This is a genomic window from Brachyspira murdochii DSM 12563, assembly GCF_000092845.1.
In the GTDB taxonomy this organism is placed as follows: Bacteria; Spirochaetota; Brachyspiria; order Brachyspirales; family Brachyspiraceae; genus Brachyspira; species Brachyspira murdochii.
In genome coordinates, this window is record NC_014150.1 from 2,687,439 (window position 1) to 2,710,969 (window position 23,531).

27 protein-coding genes, 2 tRNA genes and 1 other RNA gene are annotated in these 23,531 nt (G+C 26.8%); 16 read left to right on the plus strand and 14 right to left on the minus strand.

What is annotated here, in order from left to right:
* Nucleotides 1–140: 140 nt before the first annotated feature.
* The gene (locus tag BMUR_RS11885) at nt 141–1,043 is read right to left on the minus strand and encodes a hypothetical protein (RefSeq protein ID WP_013114786.1); all 903 of its coding nucleotides are present in this window, start codon (nt 1,041–1,043) and stop codon (nt 141–143) included.
* A gap of 270 nt (nt 1,044–1,313) precedes the next feature.
* On the opposite strand from BMUR_RS11885, the gene rpsF reads away from it, so the two are divergent.
* The 7 genes from rpsF to BMUR_RS11920 all read left to right on the plus strand — a co-directional run bounded on the left by rpsF (nt 1,314) and on the right by BMUR_RS11920 (nt 7,978).
* Nucleotides 1,314–1,661 (plus strand): 30S ribosomal protein S6, encoded by a 348-nt coding sequence (rpsF, locus tag BMUR_RS11890; RefSeq protein WP_013114787.1) that lies wholly within the window; start codon nt 1,314–1,316, stop codon nt 1,659–1,661.
* A gap of 16 nt (nt 1,662–1,677) precedes the next feature.
* The gene (gene ssb / locus BMUR_RS11895; protein ID WP_013114788.1) at nt 1,678–2,103 is read left to right on the plus strand and encodes a single-stranded DNA-binding protein; all 426 of its coding nucleotides are present in this window, start codon (nt 1,678–1,680) and stop codon (nt 2,101–2,103) included.
* Nucleotides 2,104–2,134: 31 nt separating this feature from the next.
* A complete protein-coding gene (gene rpsR, locus BMUR_RS11900) occupies nt 2,135–2,473 on the plus strand; it encodes a 30S ribosomal protein S18 (RefSeq protein WP_013114789.1) in 339 nt (112 codons plus the stop codon).
* Nucleotides 2,474–2,693: 220 nt separating this feature from the next.
* Entirely contained in the window at nt 2,694–3,644 is a 951-nt protein-coding gene (locus BMUR_RS11905; RefSeq protein WP_013114790.1) for an aldo/keto reductase, read from the plus strand.
* A gap of 106 nt (nt 3,645–3,750) precedes the next feature.
* Entirely contained in the window at nt 3,751–4,338 is a 588-nt protein-coding gene (locus BMUR_RS11910) for a flavodoxin family protein (RefSeq protein ID WP_013114791.1), read from the plus strand.
* A 194-nt stretch (nt 4,339–4,532) separates the two neighbouring features.
* A complete protein-coding gene (locus tag BMUR_RS11915) occupies nt 4,533–6,278 on the plus strand; it encodes a protein-disulfide reductase DsbD family protein (RefSeq protein WP_013114792.1) in 1,746 nt (581 codons plus the stop codon).
* Nucleotides 6,279–6,397: 119 nt separating this feature from the next.
* Entirely contained in the window at nt 6,398–7,978 is a 1,581-nt protein-coding gene (locus BMUR_RS11920; RefSeq protein WP_013114793.1) for an ankyrin repeat domain-containing protein, read from the plus strand.
* Nucleotides 7,979–8,034: 56 nt separating this feature from the next.
* Here the strand turns inward: BMUR_RS11920 and BMUR_RS11925 are convergent, their stop codons facing one another.
* From BMUR_RS11925 to BMUR_RS11950, 7 genes are all read right to left on the minus strand, one after another.
* A complete protein-coding gene (locus BMUR_RS11925) occupies nt 8,035–8,979 on the minus strand; it encodes an Rpn family recombination-promoting nuclease/putative transposase (RefSeq protein ID WP_013114794.1) in 945 nt (314 codons plus the stop codon).
* A gap of 150 nt (nt 8,980–9,129) precedes the next feature.
* Nucleotides 9,130–9,579 carry a ribose 5-phosphate isomerase B gene (gene rpiB, locus BMUR_RS11930; protein WP_013114795.1) on the minus strand — a complete coding sequence of 150 codons (450 nt, stop codon included), beginning with the start codon at nt 9,577–9,579 and terminating at the stop codon, nt 9,130–9,132.
* A gap of 31 nt (nt 9,580–9,610) precedes the next feature.
* Entirely contained in the window at nt 9,611–10,216 is a 606-nt protein-coding gene (gene msrA / locus BMUR_RS11935) for a peptide-methionine (S)-S-oxide reductase MsrA (protein WP_041750014.1), read from the minus strand.
* 30 nt (nt 10,217–10,246) lie between these two features.
* A complete protein-coding gene (gene msrB, locus BMUR_RS11940; RefSeq protein WP_041750015.1) occupies nt 10,247–10,732 on the minus strand; it encodes a peptide-methionine (R)-S-oxide reductase MsrB in 486 nt (161 codons plus the stop codon).
* 52 nt (nt 10,733–10,784) lie between these two features.
* Complete coding sequence (locus tag BMUR_RS15080; RefSeq protein ID WP_013114796.1) at nt 10,785–11,144, minus strand: hypothetical protein; 360 nt, start codon at nt 11,142–11,144, stop codon at nt 10,785–10,787.
* Between the two features lie 282 nt (nt 11,145–11,426).
* A complete protein-coding gene (locus tag BMUR_RS15085) occupies nt 11,427–11,771 on the minus strand; it encodes a hypothetical protein (protein WP_013114797.1) in 345 nt (114 codons plus the stop codon).
* Nucleotides 11,772–11,784: 13 nt separating this feature from the next.
* On the minus strand, nt 11,785–12,765 hold the full coding sequence (locus tag BMUR_RS11950) for a hypothetical protein (RefSeq protein ID WP_013114798.1): 981 nt from the start codon (nt 12,763–12,765) through the stop codon (nt 11,785–11,787).
* Between the two features lie 275 nt (nt 12,766–13,040).
* On the opposite strand from BMUR_RS11950, the gene BMUR_RS11955 reads away from it, so the two are divergent.
* Genes BMUR_RS11955 through BMUR_RS11965 form a run of 3 tightly spaced genes read left to right on the plus strand, consistent with a single transcriptional unit; the run spans nt 13,041 to nt 15,462 of the window.
* Nucleotides 13,041–14,270 carry an LCP family protein gene (locus BMUR_RS11955; RefSeq protein WP_013114799.1) on the plus strand — a complete coding sequence of 410 codons (1,230 nt, stop codon included), beginning with the start codon at nt 13,041–13,043 and terminating at the stop codon, nt 14,268–14,270.
* Nucleotides 14,254–14,700, plus strand: a complete 447-nt coding sequence (rsfS, locus tag BMUR_RS11960; RefSeq protein WP_013114800.1) for a ribosome silencing factor — start codon at nt 14,254–14,256, stop codon at nt 14,698–14,700. The genes BMUR_RS11955 and rsfS overlap by 17 nt, the downstream gene beginning before the upstream one ends.
* A gap of 21 nt (nt 14,701–14,721) precedes the next feature.
* A complete protein-coding gene (locus BMUR_RS11965; RefSeq protein WP_013114801.1) occupies nt 14,722–15,462 on the plus strand; it encodes a hypothetical protein in 741 nt (246 codons plus the stop codon).
* Nucleotides 15,463–15,527: 65 nt separating this feature from the next.
* Here BMUR_RS11965 and BMUR_RS11970 read toward each other — a convergent pair whose 3' ends face one another.
* From BMUR_RS11970 to BMUR_RS15090, 5 genes are all read right to left on the minus strand, one after another.
* The gene (locus BMUR_RS11970) at nt 15,528–16,550 is read right to left on the minus strand and encodes a hypothetical protein (protein WP_013114802.1); all 1,023 of its coding nucleotides are present in this window, start codon (nt 16,548–16,550) and stop codon (nt 15,528–15,530) included.
* A gap of 192 nt (nt 16,551–16,742) precedes the next feature.
* Nucleotides 16,743–17,423: a hypothetical protein gene (locus BMUR_RS11975; protein WP_013114803.1), complete on the minus strand. Its 681-nt coding sequence runs from the start codon at nt 17,421–17,423 to the stop codon at nt 16,743–16,745.
* Nucleotides 17,424–17,565: 142 nt separating this feature from the next.
* Complete coding sequence (locus BMUR_RS11980) at nt 17,566–17,949, minus strand: hypothetical protein (protein WP_013114804.1); 384 nt, start codon at nt 17,947–17,949, stop codon at nt 17,566–17,568.
* A gap of 28 nt (nt 17,950–17,977) precedes the next feature.
* Nucleotides 17,978–18,469, minus strand: coding sequence for a hypothetical protein (locus BMUR_RS11985; RefSeq protein WP_013114805.1), 492 nt, complete (start codon nt 18,467–18,469; stop codon nt 17,978–17,980).
* Nucleotides 18,470–18,539: 70 nt separating this feature from the next.
* Nucleotides 18,540–18,881 (minus strand): TM2 domain-containing protein, encoded by a 342-nt coding sequence (locus BMUR_RS15090; RefSeq protein ID WP_013114806.1) that lies wholly within the window; start codon nt 18,879–18,881, stop codon nt 18,540–18,542.
* A 386-nt stretch (nt 18,882–19,267) separates the two neighbouring features.
* Here BMUR_RS15090 and BMUR_RS11995 point away from each other — a divergent pair.
* The 5 genes from BMUR_RS11995 to BMUR_RS12010 all read left to right on the plus strand — a co-directional run bounded on the left by BMUR_RS11995 (nt 19,268) and on the right by BMUR_RS12010 (nt 22,000).
* Nucleotides 19,268–19,341 (plus strand) — tRNA-Arg (locus BMUR_RS11995).
* A gap of 12 nt (nt 19,342–19,353) precedes the next feature.
* Nucleotides 19,354–19,439: transfer RNA gene (locus BMUR_RS12000), tRNA-Ser, on the plus strand.
* A 34-nt stretch (nt 19,440–19,473) separates the two neighbouring features.
* An RNA gene (gene ffs / locus BMUR_RS14545) (signal recognition particle sRNA small type) lies at nt 19,474–19,568 on the plus strand.
* Nucleotides 19,569–19,692: 124 nt separating this feature from the next.
* On the plus strand, nt 19,693–20,979 hold the full coding sequence (recA, locus tag BMUR_RS12005; RefSeq protein WP_013114807.1) for a recombinase RecA: 1,287 nt from the start codon (nt 19,693–19,695) through the stop codon (nt 20,977–20,979).
* Nucleotides 20,980–21,145: 166 nt separating this feature from the next.
* Nucleotides 21,146–22,000, plus strand: a complete 855-nt coding sequence (locus BMUR_RS12010) for a hypothetical protein (RefSeq protein ID WP_013114808.1) — start codon at nt 21,146–21,148, stop codon at nt 21,998–22,000.
* Here BMUR_RS12010 and BMUR_RS12015 read toward each other — a convergent pair.
* Entirely contained in the window at nt 21,956–22,510 is a 555-nt protein-coding gene (locus BMUR_RS12015) for a CAP domain-containing protein (RefSeq protein ID WP_013114809.1), read from the minus strand. The genes BMUR_RS12010 and BMUR_RS12015 overlap by 45 nt on opposite strands.
* A 242-nt stretch (nt 22,511–22,752) precedes the next feature.
* Here BMUR_RS12015 and BMUR_RS12020 point away from each other — a divergent pair, with 242 nt between their 5' ends.
* On the plus strand, nt 22,753–23,526 hold the full coding sequence (locus BMUR_RS12020) for a dihydroorotate dehydrogenase electron transfer subunit (RefSeq protein ID WP_013114810.1): 774 nt from the start codon (nt 22,753–22,755) through the stop codon (nt 23,524–23,526).
* The last annotated feature ends 5 nt before the right edge of the window (nt 23,527–23,531 follow it).

A 23,531-nucleotide genomic window follows, 5' to 3' on the forward strand; every position in this document is an offset into this window, starting at 1 on the left:
ATTTAATCAGAAAAATTATATCATATATGCATGTTTTTTGCAAAATAAATAATAAGTTTTAAATTTTAAAAAAGTGATTATAAAAAAATAGAGAGCCTATATTAAGTATAGACTCTCTATTTATTAAACTAAATTATTAATTACTGAGCGTTTTCAGTAGCTTGAGTGTTATTGTTGTTATCCTCAGTATTTTCATCTTTTGGAGGTTTGATTTCCGGAGGTATTCCTACAGGAACATCAGCGAAATCAAAATAATTTTCATAATATAAGTTTTGGAATCTGTTTGCTATAGGCTGCATTCTAAAATTATCTACATAAGAAGCAACAAAGTTAATACTTTTACCAGCATAAGTAGCATAATAAACAGCTAAAGAAGTATTAGCAGCTTTATTAGCGTAATTTCCATATCTCATAGAAGTAAAGTCATCAAAAGTAGTGTATCCGCTGTTGTGGAAACCGCCGTATTTCATATGGAAACCGCCCAAAGTTCTGCTGAATAAACCTCTTGACATTACATAACCTGGGTGAGCATATTCATTGCCTTCATTTCTATCTTTATACTGTTGTAAAGTGTAATCACCTTCATAAACAGCACTTACAGCAAATAATTTGTCTTCATGAAAGAAGAATTTATAAGCCCATTTAGTTTCTTTTCCAGCTAAAGTAGCTTCTTCATTGATAGCATCAGCTCTAACTGTCATACATTTAAACTCATTAGTAACAATGAAATTGAAATATAAAATATTTTCATCTCTTGTGAAAAGTTCTGAAACATCGTTAGTAGTAAATTTAACATTTATCCATTTCATAGTATGAGGATTATACCATACTAAATCAGGGTCTGGATATCTGCTTACATAAAATGTACCGCTTACAGGCTCAGCAGCAGCTGAAGAAAAATTAGAAGCCATTAATATCTCATTAACTTCATCAGGAGTAATTCCATATGGTACTAAATCATTAAACATGAAAGGAACAGTTTGGTATGCATGAACTGATATTGATATAGCTACCAACAAAAACATAACTAGTAATTTTTTCATTTTGTTCTCCAAGATTTTTATTAATTATATTATACTATATTGAATAATAAAATCAAATGCATTATGTTTACTTACAGTCATTTTTTTTACTTTTACTCACTTTCAAGTAACATAATAAGATAAAACAGATAATATATAATATTTTGTAAAGATAAATATTCTTGACTTTTTGATAAAAATCATTTATTATAGTAAAGTAAATAATTATATACTTCGCTTCTTTGAAAGTTCTTATCTTTTTAAAGAAGCTTTGTCCAAGGAGTTAATAAAATGAGAGAATACGAAATACTATTCGTAACAGAAATCAATGACGCTGTGCATCAAAGTGCTAAAGATCATGTCAAAACTATTCTTCAAAACTATCATGCAGAAATTTTTAATGAAGCTGATTACGGTATTCATAATCTAAGCTACCCAATACGTAAAGTTAATCAGGGTAAATTCTATTACTATCATTTCAGATGCGATGGTAATAATTTGGCTCATATTGAAAAAGAACTTCGTTATGAACTTAGCATATTAAGATTTATAATAGTTCGCTTAGATGAAATAATACAAAAAAATAAAAAAGAAGTTAATAAAGAAAATAATAATGAAGAAGCTTCTAAAGAGGCTTAAATAAAGGTTTATTTTTATGGCAACAGATTTTAATAGTGTAACTTTAATAGGAAGACTCACAGCAGATCCAGTATCAAAATATCTGCCTAGCGGAAGTGCTGTTGCAGAGTTTTCTATAGCAAATAATTATTATGTAAGCAGTAAAAATGCTACAGAAGTTAATTACTTTGATGTAGTTGCTTTCGGAAAAATGGCTGAAACTGTAAGCAAATATCTTACAAAAGGAAAACAAGTTGCTGTAATGGGTACTTTAAGGCAGGAAAGATGGCAGGATAAGGATACTAATGCTGCAAGATCTAAAGTGAGAATCATTATGCAGAATATGCAGATGTTAGGTTCTTCAAATGCAGCAGGAAGTACTATGGATACAACATACTCTCCTTCATCTTCAGGTGTAGATTTGGGTAGTTTCTCAGATGATGATGATGAAGTACCATTTTAATAATTAATTCAATTTTTTAGGAGATAAAACAATGGATTTAGAAAATACTGAAAATCTTGAAAATAATAATACTAATAATGAAGAAGAGGTAAAAATTAAAACTGAAAGAAAGCCTCATTTTAATAAAGAAGGTAATGAAAAAGACGGAAGAAAAAAATTCTTTAAGAAAAAAGTTTGCTATTTCTGCAAAAACAATATTGATGTATTAGATTATAAAGATATCAAATTATTAAAAAGATACGTTAAAGACAGCGGTAAAATTATACCTAAACGCTTAAACGGTACTTGCTCTAAACATCAAAGATTAGTTACTAAAGCTATTAAAAGAGCTAGAAATATAGCACTTTTACCTTATGAAACTAGATATTAATTTTTACTGAAATATAAAAATCATTAAAGCTGCTGTTATTTACAGCGGCTTTTTTATTTTAACTTTTTTATTTTGTAATAAAATATTAATAATTAATAAATATAATAATCTTGCTTCCATACCTATTAAGCATAATTAAATATAATAATTAAATATTTGATATTATAAAAAAAATATTTATAATCCAAAATAATTTAATAACTATAAAGGAGTTCATTTTATGGAAATAAAAATGCCTAAAATAGCATTAGGAGCTTGGTCTTGGGGATCAGGTTTGGCAGGGGGAGATCAAGTTTTTGGAAATAGTTTATTTGAAGAAGAATTAAAACCTGTATTTGATAAAGCAATGTCATTAGGTCTAAATTTATGGGATACTGCGGCAGTTTATGGAGAAGGTAGTTCAGAGCGTATATTGGGTAATTTTATTAAAACTTTGACAAATATAGATGATATTATAATCTCAACAAAATTTACTCCTCAAATAGCTGGAAAATCTGATAATCCTATTCAAGAAATGCTTGATGAAAGTAAAAAACGTCTTAATACTGACAAAATAGATATTTATTGGATTCATAATCCATTAGACTTTGAAAAATGGATAAATTATATAATACCAATAGCTAAAGATAAACAAATTAAAAGTATTGGACTTTCAAACTTCAATATAGAACAAATTAAAGAAGCTGAAGATATACTTGAAAAAGAGGGATTAAAAATATCAGCTATTCAAAATCATTTTAGTCTATTAGATAGATTTTCTGAAAACTCTGGCATATTAAAATATTCTAAAGATAAGGGAATTATATTTTTTTCTTATATGGTTTTAGAACAAGGAGCATTAACAGGAAAATATAATAGCACAAATCCATTCAAAAAAGATACTGCAAGAGATAAGGCTTATAATTCTCACTTAAAAGAATTAGAAGCATTGATTGAAGGATTAAAAACTGTGGGTAAAAAATATAATGCAAGCCCCGCACAAGTTAGCATTGCTTGGGCTATATCTAAAGGAACTTTACCTATTATTGGAGTTACAAAAGTACATCAAGTTGAAGAAGCAAAAGAGGCTGAAAATATTCAATTAAAAGAAGATGAAATTAAATATTTAGAAAAATTGGCAGATGATACTAATATAAAAACAGTAAGAGAATGGGAAGAGAATATGAAATAGTTTTATAATAAATAAAAAACTAAAAAATAATGTTTAAATATTAATTTTTATATAAGATTAGTATTAAAACATTATGATAAATAATAGATAAAAGAGGTTTTATAAAATGAAAGTATTAGCTATTAATGGAAGTGCGAGAAAAGACGGAAATACTGCTATTCTTATAAATATAATATTTGAAGAGCTTAACAAGGAAGGAATCGAAACTGAAATGATACAATTAGCAAGACAAGTGATAGAACCTTGTAAAGCATGCTGGGGCTGTGCTAAAAAAACTAACTGTGTGCATAGAAATGATAATTTTCAGGAATATTTTGAGAAGATGAAGAATGCTGATGGTATCATATTAGCATCTCCTGTTTACAGTGCAAATATTTCTTCTAATCTTCAGGCATTTTTAGAGAGGGCATCTGTTATTTCTGATATGCATAGGGATAAAAACTTATTTAAATATAAGGCCGGGGCTTCTGTTTGTGCTTCAAGGAGAGGCGGTGCTTTGAATGCGATTGATGCTATGAATCATTTTTTAATTATTCAGGATATGTTTTTAGCAGGATCAAGCTATTGGACTTTTGCTTTTGGTAAAGATATTGAAGATGTTAAAAATGATGCTGAAGGGATAAAAACAATAAAAAATCTTGGTATAAATATAGCTTATTTAATGAAGGCTTTAGAAGATAAAAAAATAAAATAATATTAATTTTTATACAAAAAGTATTTTCTTATTTTTATTTATTGCTCCGTAATTTTTACGGTGTATTTTTTAGAATAATATAATTTTATAGTTTATGTTTTAATTTTGATGAAGCTATTGACTTTTAACAAACTTATTGCTATATATGTTATATTACACAAACAAAATATATGATAAAAAACGGAGCAATAATAATGAATAACAATCAATTTAAGGTCTTAAAATACATTATAATTCTAATTTTTGTTACTGCATATACTTCTTTTGCTCAGAATAATAATTTAATGAATTTAAATGCATTTGATAGATTAGATAAAAATGCTGAAATCTCTTTTACATTAATTACAAATAATAATCAATTAGCAGTAAAGGCAAATATCCCAAATAATTATTATGCATATTTAGAGTCAGCCGTAGCAAATAAAATACTATTTTTTGCAGACAATAAACAAATTAATACAATATATCCAGAAGGTGAAAAGTATCATAATGATATTATAATAAAAGGTGATACTGAGTTTATTTTAGAAGATGTTGATATAAATAAAATTAACTTTATAAAATGTACTTATCAATTATGCTCAGAAAAAGACAATGTATGTCTGCAGCCTCAAAGTAAAGTTATATACGGAGAAGAAATTGATATACAAAACAATAATATAGCAGATGAAAAACCAGAAAATGCCAGTTCTATAGAAAATTACATAAAAGGAAGCAATAATATATTTATAACATTGATTTTAATATTTGCAGCAGGGCTTGCATCTGTACTTTTACCTTGTACTTATCCGCTACTATCAATAACAGTGTCTATTTTAGGAACAACAACTGATAACAAAAACAATAAAAAATCGAGTGTATTAGCTTCGCTATTATTTGCATTAGGAGTAATAACAACATATACTCTTTTGGGTGCTGTAGTTTCTGTTGCTGGATTTGCTTTTCATAAAACTATTCTATTTGGAAGCATTGGATATAATCCTATTATTTTAACTATATTAGTATTGTTATTTTTATACTTTACTTTTTCAATGGCAGGTTTTTACGAGATTAAAGCTCCTAGCTTTTTACAGTCAGCAAAAACAAATGCATACAGCAAAAAAAATCAGTCATTATTTCATAAATATATAATGGGGCTTCTTGCTGGAATAGTTGCTACACCTTGTGCTGCTCCTATAATAGCTGTTATTTTAGAAATTGGTTTTCTTAATCCTGTATTTGCTGCTCTTTATATGGCAGTTTATGCTTTGGGTTTCGCTTCTGTATTATTTGTTCTTGGTACATTCGCTTCAATACTCACCAAAATGCCTAAAGCTGGAACTTGGATGGTATATGTTAAATATATTTTCACTTTCCTAATGATGATAATAAGTTTCTATTATGCTAATATACTTTTTGGTGTTTTGGGCTTTAATAAAATAAGTTATATATTATCATCTGTTACAATATTAATATTTGCGGTATTAGTTTACATAATAAAAAATAAATCGGCTATGTTAAGTGCCTTAGAATTAAAAATATTTGTTTCTGTAGTAATTATATCTATAGCATTAGGAAGTGCTTACGGATTTATAAAGTCAAAAAGCGAAGTTTCAAATCATATAACATACACTGAAGCATTAGAGCTTTCAAAACAAAATAACAAACCAATACTTATAGATTTCTCTGCTGTTTGGTGTGCTAATTGTTATGAACTTAAAGATAAAGTATTTGTAAATGAAGAGCTTAAAAAATTTATAGATGATAATTTGATTTTCACTGAAGTAGATGTGGATAAATACAAGAATATTTCTGATGAGTATAATGTTAAATGGCTTCCTTGGATAATAGTTATTGACAGTAACAAAAATATATTATACACAAAGAATTCATTTTCAAGTTTCGATGATGAAATGGCTTTGACTATAAAAAAAGATTTAGAGAAAATAATTAATAAATAAATTTTATAAATATTTTTATCATAGTTTTATAATCTAATTTATAATTGACAATTAAAAAAATATTAGTATAATGCAAAAATATTTTTAAATACAATCTGTAAAAAGTTAAAGGAAAGTTTATGAAGAAATTTATATTAATGGTAGCTTTAAGTATTCTAATAAGCTGTAGTAACAAATCTAATAACACACAAAATAATATTACACTTAATAACAATACAAACATAACAGTAAATAATACTACACAAAATACAAATCAAATTACAAGTAAGCAAACAAATGCCGTAATAAAGAAAAAATTTAAAAATATATATCCTATCAAGCCATATACAGAAGAAGAAATCGATGAGATATTATACAAAACCATTGACACAGAATTAGCAAATTATGGAATATCTGATAATTCCAAAAAAGAAAGAAGAGAAGAAGAAAAACAAAAAATGCAGAATATTAAAGATTTACTTTTGGAAGGGATAAACAGCAAAGATGAAGATGGAAACGGCGTATTGACTCTAATGCAGAAACTTGACTATAGAAATTATGCTTATAATGATTTAGTGAAATGGCTTGTTGAACATGGCATTAGTTTAGATGATACTAGAATATTAGATTATGATTATACTGATAATATGATAGATTATTTATTAGATAGCGGAGTTAATTTTGATTATCAAACAGTATATAATAAAATTGACTTAAAAAATAATAATTATAATTTAATATCAAAATTGATTAAAAAGTTAGAATCTGCAGGTTATTATTTTTCTGATATAGATTATCAATTACAAAGTGATTTATTATTTCAGTCTATTTTAGCTGATAATTTGGATTTAGTAATATTATTTTTAAAACTTGGTGCTGATATTAACTCTATAAACAGAATGAGTGATGGTTATGTTGGAACTCCTTTAATGTATAGTGCCTATTATGAAAAGTATGATATTATGGATTATTTAAAAGAGAAAAATGCAGATATTACTATTCACTGCTTTCAAGATACAGAAGAATTAGAAAGTATTCATACTTATGATAGCCATATATCTTTTGTATTGATGGAAAATTTTCCTGTTTTAAGTCCTACAAATTTAATTAATACTGTTATCACTGGAAATAATAATGAAGATTTAATGATAAGAATATTAAATAAAATATCTCAAACTTTTAAATTTGCAGATACTAGCTATATTTATTCTCCTGCCTCACAAACTGAATTTACAAACAATAATGAAAAATATATTTTAATACAAAGTCATATATTAAATGAAGAATATGTAGAAAATCTTATATTAATGGAAAAATATGTATATGATTTTGAAGTAAACGATAAATATTTTAATTATGTAACTATATGGAAAAGAGATAAAAACGATGAAAATAAAGCAGAGTTTGTAACAGGCTTTTATCCAATACAAAATGATGACTACTCACAAATTTATGATATTGCCTCATCAGGAAATTATATTACAATAGAATCAATAGATGATGGAGTATATTATTATACATTTATAATAGAAAATAATGATTTTTATTTAGATAAATTTTCTATGGAAAAGTATAATAGATCAGACAATAACAAAAAAGAAGAAGAGCATTATTATAATTATAAGATAGATGCTAGTAAATTTAATCATACTAGCAGAATAAAAGCTATTGATTTAGAAAGAGGTTTCTTCAATAAGTTAATAGAAGAATATAATAAATAAAAATAATAAAGGGCTTTAGTTTTTTAATTAACTTAAATCCCTTTGTTTTTTATTGATTATAATTTTTTTATTTCTTCTATACTCAATCCTGTTAATTCACTTATAAGATTTAAATCCATATTTTTATTTTTCATATTTCTAGCTAGAGAATATTTTTCTTTTTCTATACCTTTTTCTATACCTTGTTCTATGCCTTCTCTTATGCCTTCTTCTTTACCCTCTCTTATGCCTTCTTCTTTACCTTTCTTAATACCTTCTTCTATTCCTAATCTTCTCTCCTCATCAAGCATTATTTGATTGCCATATAAATAAGCCTCTTTTTTTTCATATTCCATCATCATCAATCTGCTTTTTACAAAATTATTATATTTTTTCTGTACTTCTTCCATTATAGGTTTTTCTTTTACTATTTCAGACATAGATGCCTCCAAATTTTTACTTGTAAATATTTTGAGCCAGTAATTTAAATCTTTAGATAATACATTTTTCTTAAATTTTTTTAATTCTATTATATGTATTTGAAGATGGTCGGTTAGAAGTTTTTTATTATTCATCTCATAAAGCATATAACAGGAATGTATATTCTTTGTTTTATCTAAATTAAAATTAAGAAGATTGATACTTATTACTGGAGTAAGTTCATCATATCTTTCGCCATGTTTTAATAACTTACTGTAATTAGCTGCCCAATAATAAAGTATTCTTTCTGGAAATCTTGAGTTACCTTGTAATTGTATTTCTATAATAACAACAGATCCATTTTGAGTTATGCACTTGACATCAACAATAGTTTCTTTCAGATTTTTATTTTTTTTCAAGTTGAATGGTGTGAGTATCTCTAAAGAACGGAAAGTTTTCATATTAGCATTAATCATTATAGAATTAATAAAATCTAAAAGTATAGTTTCGCTGCTTCCTTTATCAGTAAATAGATATCTTATAAAATAATCATTCAAAGGATTAAAGTATTTTATTTGTTTAGTATTTATATTTTTTTTCATAAAAATATTATACTAAAATAATTATAAATTGTCAAAATTTAAAAAGTGTATACTTGTTACGCATACACTTTATTATATTTACTAAATCAAAAAATTGGTTATATAAAAAACATATTCAAATTAGACTTAACACATATATTTTATAAAAAATTAAATTTCTTCTCCGTTCTCTATTTTTGTGAGAAGTTCAACTCTTCTAGAATGACGTCCGCCTTCATATTCAGCATCAAGCCATTCTTTTACTATCATTTTAGCTAAATCAACACCTACTACTCTAGCACCGAATGCTATTATATTAGAATTGTTATGCTGCTTAGAAAGTTTAGCAGAATAAGGCTCACTGCAAACTGCTGCCCTTATTCCTTTAACCTTATTTGCCGCTAATGATATGCCAATACCAGTACCGCATATTAAAACGCCTCCCTCATATCTTCCGCTTGCCACCTCATCAGCAACTTTTTTTCCATATATAGGATAATCTACACTCTCAGGAGTATAAGTGCCAAAGTCTTTTACATCATGTCCCAATTCTTCTAAATATCTTGTTATCTCTTTTTTTAACTCTATAGAAGAATGATCTCCGCCTATAGCTATTTTCATGTTTTTATTTCCTCTTATTTATAGTATTTAATTAAAATAATTTTGTATAGAAATGACAATAAGGCATAGAACCTTTTTTAGCATAATAATCCTGATGATAGTCTTCTGCCTCATAAAAGTTTTTATACTCTCTTAATGTAGTAGCCACATCATAATTTCTATCTCTAAGCATTTTTATATATTTCTCTGCAATTTCTTTTTCTTCATCATTTTGATAGAATATAGCAGATAAATACTGTGATCCTATATCAGGCCCCTGACCATTTTTTTGAGTAAAGTCATGAGTTTCAAAGAAAAGTTTTACAAGCTCTTCATAAGTTGTTTTTTCTGGATCATAACATACTCTGACTGTTTCTAAATGACCTGTAAGTCCAGTGCATACTTCTCTGTAAGTAGGATTAGCCTTATGTCCTCCGGCATATCCGCTCACAACAGAAATGACTCCTTTAGATTTTTCAAACCAATATTCTGTTCCCCAGAAGCAGCCTGAAGAAAAATATGCATATTTAACATTATCTGGTATTTCTGTTTTCGTCATATCATAGTCCTTATTATTAATATTTTGGCTGTTTAATTTTTGAGAACAGGATATTACTGATAATAAAGATAATATTGTTATTATAATTTTTTTTATCATCGTATTCTCCTATCATCTTTTATATTTATTTTATTTATTTGTATAATTTTCATTTGTAAATTTATTTATAAAATTAAGAGAAACAGAGTTTATACAATACCTTGTTTCTTTTTCAGTAAATCCTTCATTATAGAATACATGTCCTAAATGTCCTCCGCAATTTGCACATACGACTTCAATTCTATTACCATCTTTTTCTAATTTTATATTTTCTTTTATAGCATCATCAAAACTAGGCCAGCCGGTACCAGAATTGAATTTTGCTTCAGAACGAAATAAAGGCGTATTGCATATTTTGCATGTGTATATTCCGTCTTCTTTATTATTTAACAACTCTCCAGTAAAAGGAAGTTCTGTGCCTTTATTTATTAGTACATGATATTCCTGAGCAGACAGAGTTTTTGAGCAGTCTGCTGCAGAGTATATATTATCATTGGTATTACTAGTATCATTATTTTCATCACATGATATGATGCTTATAAATATTAAAATAAGTAAAAAAATATTTTTTTTCATAGCAGTTACTGATATTAATTATCCCTTTAAATTAATTTTTTATTTATTTTATTTATCTATGTGTTCTTATAGGAAAACTATAAGCTGTTCTGTCTCTTATATCAAAAATATTTCCCGAAGTATCTATTATTTTATAATCAAACATATGAGTAAATTTTTTATATTTAATTTTAGCAGGCAATTGAATAGTTTCTATATTGCCTGAATATGCATCTATTCTATAAAGTACCATAGCATCAATTTGAGTGTTTGATAATTTTTCCTGTATTATAGCAGGCGTATCCAAATATACTTTATTGTCTTCTTTGAGGTAAAAAAATCCTCCGCTGTAGTGATTTAAAAATGACAAAAATTGTATTTTCCATATAATTTTTTTATTGCTGTATAGTGAAATTGATTCGTCATGATCCATTAGAAGTAAATCTTTTCCTTCGGCATTGAAAATTTTAGATACTTTAATTTCAGCGTATCCTATTAATTCTTTTGTCTCAGTTAGAGAATTAAAATTTAAATGATATAATACCCCTGTTTTCTGATATTGAAGGATATGAAAATATAATTCTTTTTTTCATCAAAACATCCGTTTTTAATGAAAATATGTTCTTTCAAAGTATGCATAATTTTTTTATTTTGAACGTCATATACAAATACTTTCATAATGTTTCCGTCTTTAATACGCATAAAAATATATCTTTCATTTGCCGTAAAATATGCTTTCGTATACATACCATTCAGTTATTTCTAATAATACTTTATTTGTACCTATCTCTATTATTTTAAATATATTATTTTTAGAATCATTACTTGTAACAGAAGTTGTCATTATTTTTGTTCCGTCTAATGAGAGATCTATAATAGAGTATGATCTAGCATTTTTATGAAATATTCTGCAGATATCTAATTTAAAATCATATAAAAAACTATTCCAACTTCCTTTATAGTACGGAGTAAATATACCTTTATTTGTCTTTTGATCTATATAAATATAATAATCTTCTCTATCTATTTCATTATAAAGTACATTTTGTTTAGTTATCATAATATTTTTACTCCTAATTTTTTATTTTCACTATCATCATAGGTTCTATTTTATCATGATCTTTACTTTCTAATACAGCAAAATTATCATAAGTTTCTATAACTTTTGCAGATGTTATTAAATTTTCAATATTTTTATAATATCTATATTTATAAAGCATTTCACTGGTGTACCAAATATCTCCTTTTTCATTTGTTCTTACAGATACATATCCCGCATTTTTCTGACTTGTCTGTGATGAAATTTTAGGGCTGTTGCTTATATTAGTTGCAATATTCATCTGATTTGAGCTTGGCAGTTCTAATATTTTTTCTAATTTATAGATATTAAATTCATCTCCTTTTTTTATATTATTTTTTTTACCTAAATTTATGTAAATCTGATTATTATCAACTCTAGTTATAATACCCGTTAATGGAGGATTTCCCAAAAAACCTGATATACTTAATGCTGTTTTATTAAGAGCAATAGCGGAAGCCCTTCCCAAAGCCGTTTCGTTAAATAATGCATCTTCTGCAGAATAGACCTGACTATTATTTGGAAGCGTATATGTTCCTGTATCAGTAAATGATTTTATAGTTCTTAATGAGTTTATATCTAATAAATTTACTCTAAACTTAACATTCGCTGAATCTTTTCCTCCTTTTTTCAAATTAAAGTCCAATATTTCCCCAGTTATTATGTAATCAGAATTAAAGGTTTCTTTAATAAAATCTGAGGCTATTTGAAGATTAGTCGCTAATGACTTATATGAAAGCACTATATCATATGAACTAAAATATGATACTAATAGGTCATAATCAGTAACATTAAACATTTTTGTATTTATAAGAGAGTCCTGCAAAACTCTTGGTATTCCGTCATCTACCTTATATTCGTTTATCCACTCTTCATTTTCTGAGGTAAAAGGCAGTATTGTCAGTGTAATAGAATATATATTAATACTATAGATTAGTATCATACTTAATATAATTTTACTTTTAAAAAAAAACATATTTAATAGTCTTTTGTTATTTCCTTTTCTTTTTTTGGTTCGCGGTATGCCATTAATGCATTTATAGATATTAATGACAAAATTATTCCAAAAAGAAAAAACATTTTCCTGAAAATTTTCATAATACTTAGATTCCTCTTTAGTATTTTATATTATAGTATAAAGTATAACAATTTCAATAGAGTTAACATAAAAAATATTTTTGTAATTCTTTTTTATATTATTAGTATTCAAATATATTTGACAACTTAATTAACATAATATATTATATATTGATGACTGAACATAAAAAAAATAATACTAATGATGATAAAGCTCTAAGAACTATAAGTCAGGCAAATAAGAAAGCTGCTATGCTTGTACTTTTTTCGGCTATTATTATCGTATTTGTATTTGGTTTTATATTTTATTACTTTTTCTTTAGTAAATTAAATACTGCAAAAAAGAATGATGAGCCTTTATATTTTTCTGTATTATTTATAGATGATGACAGAGAAATTTACGGTGCTTATGTAGGTATTATATCGAGTCTTCATAATAGGATAGGTATGATAGGGCTTCCGCGTAATATAGCTTTATGGGAAAGCAGTAAGGATTTACCTCCTATACCATTAGAAACTTTGTATAAAAACGGAGGAGAAAATGCTGTTTTTAGGGCTATAGAAACTTCTGTTGATAAAAAAATAAGTTATAGAATTGCTATTGATAATAATCAAATTTCTGATATTATAGACTTGATAGGCGGTGTGAAAATGTATGTTGAAGAGCCTATTGAGTTTAAAGATGAGGAGAAAGGATACGAGCTTTCATTTGGTATAGGGGAATGGCTTTTTACTAGCAGTAAAGTAATATCATATCTGCATTATCTTCAAATGAACGGATACAGCGATATAGAAACGCTTTATAGATTAGAAGATGTAATAATTAATTCTATGATAGGATTTATACAAAGTCCTCAGCTTAGAAATATTCTTCATTCTAAGGATATGCGTAAAGCTATAGCTTCAAAAGTAAAAAGTAATTTAAGACCTCCGGATATGAAGGCATTTTTGGATATACTAGCAAACAGCAATGAAAGGACATTAGTTATAGAAAATATAGATGCAAGACTAGATGACAATGGTGTACTAACTCCTATATTTGAAGGAAGTGCCTTTATTAAACAGATGGACGATTTAACATTATATGTAGAGCTTAAAACTCAAAAAAGTGAGCTAACTAATGAAGATGTGAGTTTGACAGTACTTAATGCCACTACAGTTGCAGGTCTTGCCGACAGAATAAATATAAGAATGCGTTATAGGGGGTTTGCAGCAGGGGAGTACGGCAATTTTACTACCAACTTGAATGAAAGTGTTGTACTTATAAGAGACGGTCAGATAGAAAAGGCATTTATGGTTGCAAATGAGGGCAGGGTAAGCCGAGTATATGCTAAAACTGACAGAAGAGTATTAAATAATGCAGTATTAATTTTGGGGAATGATTACTATGAAATTACACAATAATAATATTAATAATAATGAAAACAATAATGAATTAAATACTAATGAAAACAAATCAAAGCCTAAAAAAAAGAAATTTATAGACAGAGAAAAAGCTAAAGAATTGACATTAAAGGCAGCTAAGGCTTTAGATGATAAAAAACTAGAAAACATTACAATTCTTGATTTAGACGGAGTAACAACTCTTTCAGACTATTTTTTATTGGCAACAGCATCTTCGTCTCCGCAAATGAAAGCTGGTTCTGATGCTGTTTACAAGGAATTAAAAGAAGAGGGTGTTTTACCTTATGCTGAAAATGATAATAATCCAGAGTCTGTTTGGTATTTAAGTGATTATGGTTTTTTAGTGGTGCATATTTTTACTGAAGAGGGAAGGGAGTATTATAATTTGGATAAATTATGGCATGAAGCTAAAAAGATAGATTTATTATAATTATTTTTAAGGAGTATCTTTATGAGAAAGATTACAGTTATTATTTTATCTATTATGCTTGTATCTGCTAAATTATCATTTGCTGACAGCGGATGGCAGTTTAATATTATGGTGCCTATAGGAGCTAGTTTTAGTTTTTATAATGTTAGTTTTAATACTTCTCAAGCTACAGCAGATTATATTAACAATTATAGAAAAAGCAGCGGGATAGTTGGGTTTGATGCAGGTGTGAATTTACAGGCTGGATATTTGATAACAGACGGAGATAAGGGTATAAGTTTACTTCTTGATTTAGGATATGCACATGATTCTTTCGGACTATCAAGCTCTTATGATGAAAATAATGTAAATGTAAAGGTAAAAGAATATTATACTTTTGAGAATTTATCTATAGGAATACTTCCTAAATTTCATTATGAGAAGTTTGCGTTTGGTTTGGGTGTAGGAGTAAAACTTCCATTATATCTTACTCACTCTACAGAAATATCAAAAGATAATACAGCTACAAAAACTTACGGATATTATAATGCTTCAAAAATGAATACTGTTATGAAAAATGCTGTTATGACTTATGTTAAACTTACTTTTGATTATTCTCTATATGTACATGATAATATTGCACTTTTATTGGGTGCTTATATAGGAACAGATTTTGGTATAGATTTACGCGGTGCTGAATTAGTTATGGTTGACAGTAGAAATTTAGCTTCATTTGATTTAGGCATTCAATTAGGTATGAAAATAGGAGAAAATCTTTTTTAATAAAAACAATTAACCTTACAGCATAATTTTTTATTTATTAATTATACTGTAAGGTCTTTATTATTTTATTGTAAATAGTATTCAAAAAATTCTAAAGGTATAAATCCTATTAGTTCAGTATTTTTATATTTTTTTACATTGTTTGCCATATCATCTTTACTATAAAAATTTTTCAAATATATATATGTTTTAGTAGATTTGGATTTACTTATAACACTATTTAAATAATCATTAGTTAAAGCATTATAATCTTTTTTTATTATTTGTTTGGATTTTAAATCAAGATAATTTGTTATTTTATACTCATCTTCTTTTAAATAATAAGTTTCTGTATTAGTATACCAGCCTTTTGGTACTAATAAATTGAGAAATGAATCTTTGCTGTCTATATACTGAGCTATAGTGCTGGTATAATAAAATTGAGGGCTATATACAAATTCTATATTCCCATAATTATTATAATTTTTTACTTCTTCATCACTATAAGATCTATCATAGTATTCATTTTGAAAACATAATATACTAGTTATTTCTTCATTATCATATATGTTTTTTGTCTTTAACAAGTATATACCTATAGAATTTTTATTTATTATTTCATCCTGTGTTAAACTATATTTGTATGCTTTGTTTATATAATTTGTATTATATGTATCGCTTCTATAGAAATAGATTTGTTGATTTAAATAACTACTAAAGTTACCATTATAGTAATTATTTATTACTATATCATATAGACTTTCACCAAATCTATTTTTTGTAACTTTATACATTGAATTTATATCTATATTTTCATCTGCAAAATCTTCATACATATTATTATTAAAATCATAGTAATAATACTTATCTTCATCTTCAATATGTTTATAAAATAATTTCTTTTCTTTTTTATTAAAATCATATATATATTTATAAGTATTATTATTTGAATATTCATTTATAAATATACAGTCTTTGGGTATTATTTCCGTTTTTAATGTGCTATGATATAATTTGTTAGTATAATAGAAATAATGAAATTCTATTTTCTCTTCAGAAAAAATATTTAAAGTCATTATAAACATAAAAAAAATTATTAGTTTTTTCATAATTTTATCCTTTTATAGATTAAACTTGTTTCAAAAGTATCTTAGAATTTAATTATTAATATATTTTTTATTTTTTAAGTGTTTTATTTCCATTTTATTGTTCTTTTTGCTGTGGAAAAAAGAACAATAAAAAAAATAACATTAAAATATTTTCTTTGTCAAGAACTTATGAAACAAGTCTATTATAATTTATTAATAGGTTTCTACATCATTTATTAATTTTTTTAATTCTTTTGCAAGTATCTCTCTATTTATTATACTGCTTGAAAATCTATTGTATCCTACTATATGTATATTATGTAATTTTGTTACTACTATATGACTATTTTCAACTTTTCTTATACTTTTATTTTCTATTTGGTATATTAATTTTATTACATTAAATACATATTTTCCTTCACAAATTAATATTTGAGGTTTTATATTTTTTATTAATATTTTTATATATTGATGAAATTTATTATAATAGTCAATACCTGTAATATTTTGAAGATTAGTAAATAGTTTTTTTATATTTTTTTGATTTTCAGTTCCTATATAATATAAATTAGTTTTGAAAGCATTCTTTAATAAATCAATTCTTCCTATACTTTCAAATAATTTTCTATTTTGTATTGCAAATCTATATTCATATTTTATATAATCTATTTCATCTAAAGGTTCAAATCTTTGTGCTCTTTTGTTTGTCCATTTTAAATTACCAGCTCCTGTATTAATTCCTAAAAACATTATTGTAGGATTTATAACTAAAGGGCTAAAATATATTTGCATACCTGTATATTGTTTATCAATTTCTTTATTCTCTTTACAAATTTCTAGGATTTGTTTATCCATTTCTTTGATTTCATTTTGAATTTTTATTAATTCTTCCATAAAAAATATTTCCTTATAAATTATAGTTTATCAATTTAATACAATTTTTTAGTATTAGAGCTACATAAAAATATACAGCCCTAATTTTTTAATATGATTGATTTTATAGATTATTAATTATCTTATATTATATAAAAATATATCAATTCCAATGTAAACTTCCTCCGCATCTGTCGCATTTAGATGAGTGAGTTCTTGGATAAGTAAGTCCGCATTTTGAACATATTAATCTTTTATCTTTAGTTACAACTCCGTATCTTCTATATGCTTCTGTAAATATGCTCATTATATATCTGGTAATTCTGCTTGATTTGTAGAGTATACTAAATAATTTACCGTCTTGAGATGATGTAATAGATAATATTGATATTATTATAAAGGCAATGGCTATTATAATAATAATTGGTATTGATACTGCATCTTTACTTATTTTATTTGTTATTACTATAGAGCCTATACAAAATATTATAAATAATACTATATACATACTCCAAAATATTTTAATTCTTTCTATAAGTTTTTTCATTTGTTTTCCTTTTTATTAAAAATATATATTATTTATTTGTTGCAAAATAATCATTCATTTCAAGAATATCAGATGCATATTTTTTAGTTATATTTTCATCATATTTGAAAACTGCAGTATTGGTGCTTTTAATTATATCATTAGTGTTTTCAGACATATAAGCTGTTATAATATTGCCTTTCTTTTCAAAGTAAAAATAATATAACTTATCATCATCATCTCCAAATTTAAATAATGCAGTATCCTTTTTAGGAGATTCTATATATTCTGATAATGCTGCAGAACCTATAAATAATAATCCGTTTCCTAAAGCTCCCAAAAAATCATCTTCAGATTTTAATTCCTGCATTATAAAATTATAGTCAGAGAACCCTATCCACATTGTTTCTCCGTCTTCCTCATAACTGTATGCTTTTCCTGATACAGCATCTATCCATCTCTCTGTTCTTTTTTCTGCAGTTTCATTACATGATATTAAAATATATTGTACTACAATTATTATTATAAATAACTTTTTCATTTTTATTTCCTTTAATTTTTATCCTGACTATATATTAATTATATAGTCAGAATATATCAGTTTTATATTTTTATGATTTTATTTTTCTTCCTTGATAATCTGTAAAATTTTTAGTTAAAATCATAATGAGGTCTATTATCCACCATATTCCAGCTCCGCCTATGGTTAAAATAAATAGTACAGCTGTTATTGGTTTTCCCGCATAAAATCTATGAGCACCCACTTCCCATAAAAATATAAATAAAAGCAGGCAGGTACTCCATTTTTTAGCAGGGTACATCATTTGTCTTGCCCCGCAATATTCGCATATTTCATCATGCTTGGTAATTATTTTACCGCAGAAACTGCAGTATCTTTCATCTTTTTCTATTGTTTCTTTAATATTTTGTTCTTCTAATTCATTTGATAACATTGTAATACTCCTTAAATTATTTGTGATTTATATAAAATGAATTTATATACATATTTGATGCATGCTTAAGAATAAACATAATATTTTTAATAAATAAAATTATGCTATTAGATATTGTATGAGATAATTTTTTATATGAATATAATATTAACTTATGCGATGCGATGCGATGCGATGCGATGCGATGCGATGCGATGCGATGCGATGCGATGCGATGCGATGCGATGCGATGCGATGCGATTGTATTTTGTAATTATTTTAATTAAGTTATTCATATGATTTTATTATATACAAATAATTTAATAAGTCAATCTTATTTAATATTAACTTAATTAAATTTGCAAAAAAATATCAATTATGTTATAATTTATAAACTTAAAACTTATGTGCCTGTAGCTCAATTGGATAGAGCATCAGATTGCGGTTCTGAAGGTTGGAAGTTCAAATCTTCTCAGGCACGCTTAAATTATTAGGAGAGATGTCCGAGTTGGCTGAAGGAGCACGATTGGAAGTCGTGTGTACGTAACTGTACCGTGGGTTCGAATCCCACTCTCTCCGTATATATGTTTTTATTTATTTTATACATCTCTTATAACGGGGTTCTACGGCAGTTGATGATGAATCCGCCAGGTTCGGAAGGAAGCAACGGTAAGTCAACCCAACTGGGTGCTAGTCCTCCTGTTATAAGGGGCTTTTTTTATAAACTAAAATATTTTTAATTTTTTCATTTTTTATCTGTAAATAACTTGACAAAAACAATGTATTTTTATACAATGTATTATTATATTGTTTTTTAGGAGAATCTTTAAATATGGCTACTAAAAAGAAAGAAACTGCTGAAGTAAAAAAAGACGGTAAAAGTGAGGCTATTGAAGCTATTACCGACCAAATAAATAAAAAATACGGTCCGGGTTCCTTTATGAGACTTGGAAGCAATAAAACTGTTAATGTTGATGTTATATCTACTGGAGCATTAACTCTTGACCATGCTTTAGGTGTGGGCGGAGTTCCTCGCGGAAGAATTATAGAGATTTACGGTCATGAGGCTTCTGGTAAAACTACACTTACTCTTCACATTATAGCAGAAGCTCAGAAGGCTGGAGGATATGCTGCTTTTATAGATGCTGAACATGCTTTAGACCCAGTATATGCCAGTGCTTTAGGGGTAGATATTGACAATTTATATATTTCTCAGCCTAATAGCGGTGAAGAGGCTTTGGAGATATTAGAAAAAGTTGTTTCTTCTACTGCTTTTGACATAGTTGTTGTGGACTCTGTTGCTGCCCTTGTTTCTAAAGCAGAGCTTGCAGGTGATATAGGAGATGCTCATATTGCTTTACAGGCTAGACTTATGAGCCATGCTTTAAGAAAATTAACAGCTATAATAAGCAATACAAATACTGCGGTAATATTTATCAACCAATTAAGACAAAATATTGCTACTACAGGTTATGGGGCAGGTCCTACTGAAACTACTACAGGCGGTAAGGCTTTGAAATTCTATTCATCTGTTAGACTTGATATTAGAAGAACAGAATGGATTAAAAAAGGCGATGAAACTATAGGTCATAAAGTAAAAATAAAAGTTGTAAAAAATAAATTATCATCTCCATTTAAAGTTGTTAATTTAGAGATAATATTCGGTAAAGGCATATCATCTGAAGGTCTTTTAATAGATTTAGCTATGGAAGCAAAAATCATCACTAGAAGCGGTGCTTGGTTCTACTATAATGGTGAACAGATTGCTCAGGGTAAGGAGAAGGTAAGAGAACTTTTAGCATCAGATCCTAAAATGCGTATGGAGCTTGAGATACAAATTAGAGAAACATTGAATATGGGCGGAGCTGATAAGGTAAAAGAAAAACTTGCTGAGTATTTAGAAGAGCAGAAAAACGGCGTACCTAAAGAAGTATCAAAAGAAAACAGCGATGATGAAGAAAGCAATGAAAGTTCTTCTTCAAAAAAGAAAAGCAAAAAATCGGAAGAGGAAGAAGAAGCTAATCTTTTAATGAGTGCTGAAGAGGCTTATTCTGATGATGAAACTTACAGCGACAATGATTTTGAAGATACTATTGTAACACCTTTAAAAAATCAATAATTTTTTATGATATAAATTTATTAAGGGGACTTTTTAATAATGTCTCCTTTTTTTATTTTTTAATAATTATTGTTTATAGTGAAGTAAGCCATAAAAAGCATATACATATTTTTATAAAATGTTATAATATATTCAATTATTATAATATTGATTATTTTTTATTTAGATGAAGTTATTAAAATTTTTAATTATTTTTATATTATATGCATTAGTAATACTAAAACCGCTTAATGCACAAACCAATATGCAGGCAGGTCTTTATATAGGTGCAGATTTAAATGCAAGGTTTAGTCCATATTTAGACGGCGGCGGAAAGATTATGCTTTTTTATAGATTTATATCTGATGTGTTTCCGGGGTATATTTGGGAAGGTATAAAAACTGATGTAGGTATAAGCGATCATATTAGTGCTGAAATGAACAGGCTTACTTTTTTTGTAAATAGTTCAATATCAGAATATTTTAATATAGATGTAAAAGTATCAATGCTTAATTACTACCTTTCATATGCCAAAAGAGGTTTTGTCAATTTTAATAGTCCGAGCGATAAATTCGGTACTGAAGAAATAGCTAATGCCCCAAAAACTTCTAATATATCTTTTGAAGCTGAGGCTACTCCTACATTTAAAGTGAGTTTTTTAAGATCATTATTTGAAGGCAGAGGACTAACTCTTCAGGCGGGACTTACTTTTAAATATGCATACAACAGATATGGTAAATATTATTTGGATTATGACTTATTATTAATCAGAGATCAAAATGATATATCGTATAAACTTGATGCTATGCTTCTTTTTGATTTAATGCCCCTTACTGTAGGTATTAATTATATGCTTGCTTATATGAATAACACTAAACAATTATGGCATTCAATAGGGGCTTATGCCCATTTTCAGTATGAGTTCTTAAACAGAATATATACTGAAGTTAATTTGAAAATAGGGCAGTATATAGCACATCCTCAGTTTCCAGCTACATTATACTTCGACATGAATGCCATGATTACATATAGGATAATTTAGATGAAAGAGTCGCTTAAAAAAAGCTGCACCCAATATACTTCCATTATACTCATAAACACCAATGCCTATTGTAGTATAATAATCAGCTAGAATATTATCTTTATGTCCTTGAGAGTTCATCCAAGCGTTCATAGCTGAAGATGCACTTTCACGCATAGCAACTATATTTTCGCCTCTTATATATGCTTTTGAATTAAATCCGTATTCATCAAGTACAGTATCAAAATCAGTTCCATTTGGTCTTATATGGTCATATTTCTCTACTATTTCTTGAGCTCTTTTGACGGCAGCTTCGCATAATTTTGTATCTAATTTATATGCTTTAAGTCCAGCCTTTGCTCTTTCTTGATTTACCAAATCAAATACAGCTTGGGCATCTGAACTTACAGCATTATTATTTTCAGAGGTATTGCTGTTGGCTGAAGAATTACTGCTAGGTTTTGTGGTATCATTTTGGCATGAACTAAATAAGAATGCTGTTATAAGCATAATAAAAACATATTTTTTCATTTTTTATCCTTTGTTTTATTTGTATTAAAATATAACAATTTTATTATATTTTTGATAAAAAATTATTTTTATGCTGTGCTTGAATTTTTGCTAATATATGATATATTAAATCTTTATGAAACGTGTTATATTTTTTATACCAAATTTGGAACATATATTTTTTAAGAATACTAAATTCTCTTTATTGAGAAGAAGTATTCTTTTTTTATAATTTAATATTAATAATCAAAGGCTTATATAAAATGTTTTTAGAAGATTCTGTTGTAATAGACAATATACAAATATCAGATGATAAATATATTATTAAAGTAAAATCAAAAGAAAGTTATAAATATTCAAAAGCAGGGCAATTTTTCATGCTTAAAAGTAATACCTTTTTAAGACGTCCTATAAGTATTCACTATATTGATAATGATATATTAGAGTTTTATTATCAGGTAAAGGGTGAAGGCACAAAGTATTTATCGCAATTAGAAAAAGATGATATTCTTAATATTCAAGGTCCTTTAGGAAATGGATTTGACATATCTTTTAGAGATAAAAATATACTCCTTGTAGCTGGAGGAATGGGAATAGCACCTTTCAAACTTTTGATAGAAAAATTGTTAAACAATAATAACTCTATAACTTTAATAATGGGCGGAGCTAATGAAACTGCTATAAAAATAATAACAAGATTTGATACAAGCAGTGTTGACTTACACATTACAACTGATGACGGCTCTGTGGGTGATAAATGCAATACGGTAGATAAAACAAAAGAATTATTAAAGCAAAAAAGTTTTGATATTATATATACATGCGGACCTACTGTTATGATGAATGGAATAATGAATATAGCTAATGAAAATAATATACTTTGCTATGCTTCACTTGAAGAGAGAATGGCATGCGGAGTTAATGCATGTTTGGGATGCAATATAGAAATAAAAGATAATAATTCAGAAAGCGGATATACATTAAAAAAAGTTTGTCATGACGGACCAGTATTTGATTCTAAATTATTAAATATTTAAATAAC